The sequence below is a fragment of the Streptococcus sp. k-378 genome, from assembly GCF_013277505.1.
Classification (GTDB): Bacteria; Bacillota; Bacilli; order Lactobacillales; family Streptococcaceae; genus Streptococcus; species Streptococcus pseudopneumoniae.
On sequence record NZ_VMNC01000024.1, the window covers coordinates 1 to 7,417 of the forward strand.

A 7,417-nucleotide genomic window follows, 5' to 3' on the forward strand; every position below is an offset into this window, starting at 1 on the left:
GCCGCAGGTTGCTCAAAGCCCTGCCTTGAGGTTTCAGATAGAAGCTGACGTAGTTTGAAGAGATTTTCGAAGAGTATAAAAACTCTCTAATTCCCTTAAAGTGGGAACTAGAGAGTTTTTTTCTTAATCTTTAAAACTTGTATGGTTGACTGGGCCAGAACCATGACCGAGTTGAGGGGCGTCTTGGATGGCTTTCGTGATAAAGGCCTTGGCCTTATCAACTGCCTGGTAAAGGCTCTTTCCCTTGGCTAGTTCAGCCGTAATCACTGCAGCAAATGTACATCCAGTACCATGGGTGTGACAGGTTTGAATTCGTGGGCTTTCCCAGACAAATTGATCATCCTTGGTAAAGAGGAAATCTTTAGCACCACCTTCGAGATGGCCACCTTTGATGACCACAGACTGAGGACCAAATTCTTTTAAAATCAGGCGACCAGCACGCTGCATGTCTTCGGGGTCATGGATTGAAAAACCAACAATCTCTTCTGCCTCAGGAAGATTGGGCGTGATAATGGTTGCAAGGGGAAGCAGGTTTGTTTTGAGATAGTCTCTAGCAACTGAGTCGATCAAGGCATCTCCGCTAGTCGCTACCATAACTGGATCTAAAACATAGGGACAATCCAGCTTTTTAAGATAGGGCTGGATGATTTCCATGATTTCGGTAGTTGCCAACATCCCAGTTTTTACAGCCTGAGGTGGAATATCAGAAAAGACACTGTCCAATTGGGCTTTCAACATTTGAGGAGAAACGTGCTCGATCAATTGAACACCTCTGGTATTTTGAGCGACAAGACTGGTTACAACAGCCATTCCATAGACATCTCTAGCTTGGAACGACTTTAAGTCAGCCATAATGCCAGCACCACCACTAGGGTCAGTACCTGCAATGGTCAAAGCAACGGGTAAATAAGCCATCTAAAACCTCCCAACCAACTGAAGTTTGTATTCTTAAGAACAAGCTAATCTGTTTCAGGAAGGCAATAGAAGACTGCTAGTCCCCATTATCATTTCCACTTCCATCAGCTAGCATTACCTAGATTGAGTCAAAGGGTCTAACAGTCGTTAATCTCAGCTTTACGCACCCCTAGTGGTTGTTTTCTTTTTTCTTTAGTATAGCATATTTTTATTGTTTATATAGTAATATTTGACTGAAAATTGTTTACTAAATAGTTAAAAATTTATTTTTAGAAGTAATAAGCATTTTAATAATTGACAATTGTAGATTTTGAGAGTATACTGATAATTGTAATTGACAAATGTAGATTTTGGAGGTGTGATTATGCAGATTTCAGATGCAGAATGGCAGGTCATGAAGATTATTTGGATGCAAGGAGAGCAGACTAGTACGGATTTGATTAGGGTTCTGGCGGAGCGGTTCGACTGGTCCAAGTCAACCATTCAAACTCTTTTGGCTCGTTTGGTTGAGAAAGAGTGTCTGACAAGGAAAAAAGAAGGCAAGTTCTTTGTTTATTCAGCCCTTTTAACTTTGGACCAAAGTCGGGATTTACTTGTCCAAGATATCAAGGACAAGGTTTGTTCTCGTAGGATTAAGAACTTGTTGGCTGATTTGATTATGGAATGTGATTTTACTCTGGCTGACTTGGAAGACTTAGAAGCTGTGATTTCTGAGAAGAAATCAAGCGCTGTAACAGAAGTAAGATGTAATTGTATGTAAAGGAGACGTCATGTTAAATAGTATTGTAACCATTGTTTGTATTGCCCTTATCGCGTTTATCTTGTTTTGGTTTTTCAAAAAGCCTGAAAAATCTGGACAAAAGGCCCAGCAAAAAAAGGGCTACCAAGAGATTCGAGTGGAAGTCATGGGGGGCTATACGCCTGAGTTGATTATCCTCAAGAAATCAGTGCCAGCCCGCATTGTCTTTGACCGCAAGGATCCTTCACCATGTTTGGACCAAATTGTTTTTCCAGATTTTGGTGTACATGCGGACCTGCCTATGGGGGAAGAGTATGTAGTGGAAATCACGCCTGAGCAGGCTGGAGAGTATGGTTTCTCTTGTGGCATGAATATGATGCACGGCAAGCTGATTGTAGAATAGGAGAATGATATGACTGAAATTATAAAAGCAAATCTTGAAAATGGTGTTCAAAAAATCCGTATCACGGCAGACAAAGGCTACCATCCAGCCCACATTCAACTGCAAAAAGGAGTTCCTGCTGAGATCACCTTTCACCGTGTGACACCTTCAAACTGTTATAAGGAAATTCTGTTTGAAGAAGAAGGCATCTTGGAACCAATCGGCGTAGATGAGGAGAAAGTCATTCGTTTTACACCTCAAGAATTAGGTCAACATGAATTTTCTTGTGGTATGAAGATGCAAAAGGGAAGCTATACAGTCGTTGAGAAGACTCGAAAATCTCTATCACTTTTACAGCGTTTTTGGATTACTAGTATCTTTACTGTGCCTCTTGTGATCCTCATGATTGGGATGTCGACAGGAGGAATTAGTCACCAAGTCATGCGTTGGGGCACCTTTTTAGCCACAACACCGATTATGCTAGTAGCAGGTGGTCCTTATATCCAAAGTGCTTGGGCTAGTTTTAAAAAGCACAATGCCAACATGGATACCTTGGTTGCTCTGGGAACCCTAGTGGCCTATTTCTATAGCTTAGTTGCCCTCTTCGCTGGCCTCCCCGTTTACTTTGAAAGTGCTGCATTTATCTTCTTCTTCGTTCTTCTGGGAGCCGTTTTTGAGGAGAAAATGCGGAAAAATACTTCCCAAGCTGTGGAGAAATTACTTGACTTGCAGGCTAAAACTGCAGAAGTCTTGCGTGAGGATAACTATGTTCAAGTCCCTTTGGAGCAAGTCAAGGTAGGTGACCTGATTCGAGTGCGTCCCGGTGAAAAGATTGCGGTTGATGGTGTCGTAGTAGAAGGTGTCTCTAGTATTGATGAGTCTATGGTGACAGGTGAGAGTCTGCCTGTGGACAAGACAGTTGGAGATACTGTCATTGGCTCAACCATCAATAATAGTGGAACACTTGTTTTTAGAGCAGAAAAAGTCGGTTCAGAGACTGTTTTGGCTCAGATTGTGGATTTTGTGAAGAAAGCTCAGACAAGTCGTGCGCCGATTCAGGACTTGACGGATAAAATTTCAGGGATTTTTGTCCCAGCAGTTGTCATTTTAGGGATTGTGACCTTTTGGGTTTGGTTCGTCTTGCTCAGGGATAGTGTAGTTGTGCTTGGGTCGAGCTTTGTGTCTTCGCTTCTCTATGGAGTAGCAGTTCTGATTATTGCCTGCCCTTGTGCATTGGGACTTGCAACACCGACAGCCCTTATGGTGGGGACAGGTCGCAGTGCCAAGATGGGAGTTCTCCTCAAAAATGGAACGGTTCTACAGGAAATCCAGAAAGTTCAAACTATCGTCTTTGATAAGACCGGGACTTTGACGGAAGGGAAACCTGTGGTCACAGATATCATCGGCGACGAAGTAGAAGTGCTTGGATTGGCAGCTTCCTTGGAAGAAGCTTCTCAACACCCACTGGCTGAGGCTATAGTCAAGCGAGCGACTGAAGCTAGATTTGAGCTTCACACTGTTGAAAATTTCCAAGCCTTGCACGGAAAAGGTGTCTCAGGGCAAATCAATGGAAAACAAGTTTTGCTTGGAAATGCTAAAATGCTGGATGGCATGAACATTTCTAGCACTTATCAAGATAAACTAGAAGAACTAGAAAAAGAAGCTAAGACAGTTGTGTTCTTGGCTGTTGACAATGAAATCAAAGGCTTGCTTGCACTACAAGATATTCCCAAGGAAAATGCCAAGCTAGCCATCAGTCAGTTGAAAAAGCGTGGCCTTAAAACAGTCATGCTGACAGGAGATAATGCAGGTGTGGCGCGTGCTATTGCCGATCAGATCGGAATCGAAGAGGTCATTGCAGGTGTCTTGCCAGAAGAAAAAGCCCATGAAATCCATAAACTACAAGCGGCTGGCAAAGTAGCCTTTGTTGGGGATGGTATCAATGACGCTCCTGCCCTTAGTGTAGCAGATGTGGGGATTGCTATGGGAGCTGGAACAGATATCGCCATCGAGTCGGCAGATTTAGTGTTGACAACCAATAACCTCCTAGGCGTGGTGCGTGCCTTTGACATGAGTAAGAAAACCTTTAATCGAATTCTGCTCAATCTTTTCTGGGCCTTTATCTACAATGTCGTCGGAATTCCGATTGCAGCAGGAGTCTTTTCTGGTGTTGGACTGGCGCTCACTCCAGAATTGGCAGGTCTAGCCATGGCCTTTAGTTCTGTATCTGTTCTGACTAGTTCACTCTTACTAAACTTTAGTAAAATAGACTAAAAGTAATGACTAGATTTCTTTGTTATAAAACAGGAATGGCAGCACTTTCAAAACTGTATTAAAATAGAAAGTAGAGAGTTTTGAGCAGATTTTTAGAAAAGTCAACATAAATATGATATAGTGGAATAGTAAAAATTTGGAGAACGTTTCCAATTCTATGTAATCGTATTCTCCAAGTCTAAAAAATTGAAGGAGAGTTATCACTATGACTCAAGGGAAAATTACTGCATCAGCAGCAATGCTTAACGTATTGAAAACATGGGGCGTAGATACAATCTACGGTATCCCATCAGGAACACTCAGCTCATTGATGGACGCTTTGGCTGAAGACAAAGATATCCGCTTCTTGCAAGTTCGCCATGAAGAGACAGGTTCTCTTGCAGCGGTTATGCAAGCTAAATTCGGTGGCTCAATCGGGGTTGCAGTTGGTTCAGGTGGTCCAGGTGCGACTCACTTGATTAACGGTGTTTACGATGCAGCTATGGATAACACTCCATTCCTAGCGATCCTTGGATCACGTCCAGTTAATGAATTGAACATGGATGCTTTCCAAGAATTGAACCAAAACCCAATGTACAACGGTATCGCTGTATACAACAAACGCGTAGCTTACGCTGAGCAATTACCAAAAGTAATCGACGAAGCTTGCCGTGCTGCAGTCTCTAAAAAAGGTCCAGCTGTTGTTGAAATCCCAGTAAACTTTGGTTTCCAAGAAATCGACGAAAACTCATACTATGGATCAGGTTCATACGAGCGTTCATTTATCGCTCCTGCTTTGAACGAAGTTGAAATCGACAAAGCTGTTGAAATCTTGAACAATGCTGAACGTCCAGTTATCTATGCTGGTTACGGTGGTGTTAAAGCTGGTGAAGTGATCACTGAATTGTCACGTAAAATCAAAGCACCAATTATCACAACTGGTAAAAACTTTGAAGCTTTCGAATGGAACTATGAAGGTTTGACAGGTTCTGCTTACCGTGTTGGTTGGAAGCCAGCCAACGAAGTGGTCTTTGAAGCAGACACAGTTCTTTTCCTTGGTTCAAACTTCCCATTTGCTGAAGTTTACGAAGCATTCAAGAACACTGAAAAATTCATTCAAGTTGATATTGACCCTTACAAACTTGGTAAACGTCACGCCCTTGACGCTTCAATCCTTGGTGATGCAGGTCAAGCAGCCAAAGCAATCCTTGACAAAGTGAATCCAGTTGAATCTACTCCATGGTGGCGTGCAAACGTGAAGAACAACCAAAACTGGCGTGATTACATGAACAAACTCGAAGGTAAAACTGAGGGTGAATTGCAATTGTATCAAGTTTACAATGCAATCAACAAACATGCTGATCAAGACGCTATCTACTCAATCGACGTAGGTGACACTACTCAAACATCTACTCGTCACCTTCACATGACACCTAAGAACATGTGGCGTACATCTCCACTCTTTGCGACAATGGGTATTGCCCTTCCTGGTGGTATCGCTGCTAAGAAAGACAATCCAGATCGCCAAGTATGGAACATCATGGGTGACGGTGCATTCAACATGTGCTACCCAGACGTTATCACAAATGTTCAATACGACCTTCCAGTTATCAACGTTGTCTTCTCAAATGGTAAATATGCCTTCATCAAGGACAAATACGAAGACACAAACAAACACTTGTTTGGTTGTGACTTCTCTAATGCTGACTATGCGAAAATCGCTGAAGCGCAAGGTGCTGTAGGATTTACAGTTGACCGTATCGAAGACATCGATGCAGTTGTTGCAGAAGCTGTTAAACTCAACAAAGAAGGTAAAACTATTGTAATCGATGCTCGCATCACTCCACACCGTCCACTTCCAGTAGAAGTACTTGAATTGGATCCAAAACTTCACTCAGAAGAAGCTATCAAAGCCTTCAAGGAAAAATACGAAGCAGAAGAACTCGTACCATTCCGTCTCTTCTTGGAAGAAGAAGGGTTACAATCACGCGCAATTAAATAATTCCTCTCGCCGAAAATCAAATATGAAACTTGTAGACTTTATTCTTTGATTTTCATAGAGCGGAACTTTAAAAGATCGGAGCAATCCGGTCTTTTTATGGAGGAGAGTAAATGAATTTAAATCAATTAGATATTATCGTTTCAAATGTTCCCCAAGTTTGTACTGACTTGGAGCATATATTGGATAAAAAGGCAGATTATGCTGATGATGGTTTTGCTCAGTTTACGATTGGCAGTCACTGTCTGATGTTGTCTCAAAATCATTTGGTTCCTTTGGAAAACTTTCAGTCAGGAATCATTCTTCATATCGAGGTTGAGGATCTAAATCAGAATTACCAACGTTTAAAAGAGATTGGTGTCGAGATTTTACACGGTATTTGTGAAACGGATTGGGGAACAGAGTCCTTATTAGTTAAAGGTCCTGCTGGTCTAGTGATTGATTTTTATCGTATGAAATAAGGTGCTTAGTCATTTGACGTTAACCTTAGCTATTTTTAAAACAGAAATTGAGAATACGAACTATTGAAAAGATCGGAGCAATCCGGTCTTTTTATTATAAAGAAATTGCATATAATACTCATATGCTTTCAAAAAGCATTCTAGTCCATCTCCGATTAACGATGGACTTTATCACCTCCTTCTCCAGTCCTTGTATAACATCTTGAAGTTGATTCATGATATCTTCCAATATGGGCATCAACAGCTCCATAACAATAGCGAAATTCTCGTATATAGTGACTATGGACATGTGGACCTACTCCTATTGGAGCCCAACAAGATCCCAGTTTACTGATTCTACCGAAACCAGCCTCATCTTGGTACATCAAGCGAACCTTACGAAAACGCCTACTGGTTTTAAAGCGTTTTCTTGTCTTCTTGAATTGAGATTTTATTTTTAGACGCGACAATGGTTTGAGAGTCTGCTTTCTTGGGATGTTCTGGACGTGGCCTAATATTTCGCCAACCATGGCACTTCAAGAGTTGATAAAAGGCATCACGTGTGTAGGAAGGACCTAACTCCTTTGTATAAGCCTGAAATAAGGCATCAATTGTAACAAATTCTCCTGCCTCTGCAGCCTTCAAATGACGGGCAAGAAAGGCTTTCTCTATATATGCATGGTTACGAC

Annotated in this window: 6 protein-coding genes, 1 pseudogene and 1 riboswitch; of the genes and pseudogenes, 5 read left to right on the forward strand and 2 right to left on the reverse strand. The window is 41.8% G+C overall.

What is annotated here, in order from left to right:
• Positions 1 to 123: 123 nt before the first annotated feature.
• On the reverse strand, positions 124 to 915 hold the full coding sequence (gene thiD / locus HT719_RS02985; protein ID WP_172928185.1) for a bifunctional hydroxymethylpyrimidine kinase/phosphomethylpyrimidine kinase: 792 nt from the start codon (positions 913 to 915) through the stop codon (positions 124 to 126).
• Positions 916 to 998: 83 nt separating this feature from the next.
• Positions 999 to 1,096, reverse strand: a riboswitch (TPP riboswitch).
• A gap of 183 nt (positions 1,097 to 1,279) precedes the next feature.
• On the opposite strand from thiD, the gene HT719_RS02990 reads away from it, so the two are divergent.
• From HT719_RS02990 to HT719_RS03010, 5 genes are all read left to right on the forward strand, one after another.
• The gene (locus HT719_RS02990) at positions 1,280 to 1,675 is read left to right on the forward strand and encodes a CopY/TcrY family copper transport repressor (protein WP_172928187.1); all 396 of its coding nucleotides are present in this window, start codon (positions 1,280 to 1,282) and stop codon (positions 1,673 to 1,675) included.
• 10 nt (positions 1,676 to 1,685) lie between these two features.
• On the forward strand, positions 1,686 to 2,057 hold the full coding sequence (locus HT719_RS02995; protein WP_172926005.1) for a cupredoxin domain-containing protein: 372 nt from the start codon (positions 1,686 to 1,688) through the stop codon (positions 2,055 to 2,057).
• Positions 2,058 to 2,066: 9 nt separating this feature from the next.
• A complete protein-coding gene (locus HT719_RS03000) occupies positions 2,067 to 4,310 on the forward strand; it encodes a heavy metal translocating P-type ATPase (protein WP_172928189.1) in 2,244 nt (747 codons plus the stop codon).
• Between the two features lie 205 nt (positions 4,311 to 4,515).
• Positions 4,516 to 6,291: a pyruvate oxidase gene (gene spxB, locus HT719_RS03005; RefSeq protein WP_023941447.1), complete on the forward strand. Its 1,776-nt coding sequence runs from the start codon at positions 4,516 to 4,518 to the stop codon at positions 6,289 to 6,291.
• Positions 6,292 to 6,401: 110 nt separating this feature from the next.
• The gene (locus tag HT719_RS03010; RefSeq protein WP_054388071.1) at positions 6,402 to 6,749 is read left to right on the forward strand and encodes a VOC family protein; all 348 of its coding nucleotides are present in this window, start codon (positions 6,402 to 6,404) and stop codon (positions 6,747 to 6,749) included.
• Between the two features lie 118 nt (positions 6,750 to 6,867).
• Here HT719_RS03010 and HT719_RS03015 read toward each other — a convergent pair.
• A pseudogene (locus tag HT719_RS03015) lies at positions 6,868 to 7,417 on the reverse strand (winged helix-turn-helix domain-containing protein); the annotation flags it as partial.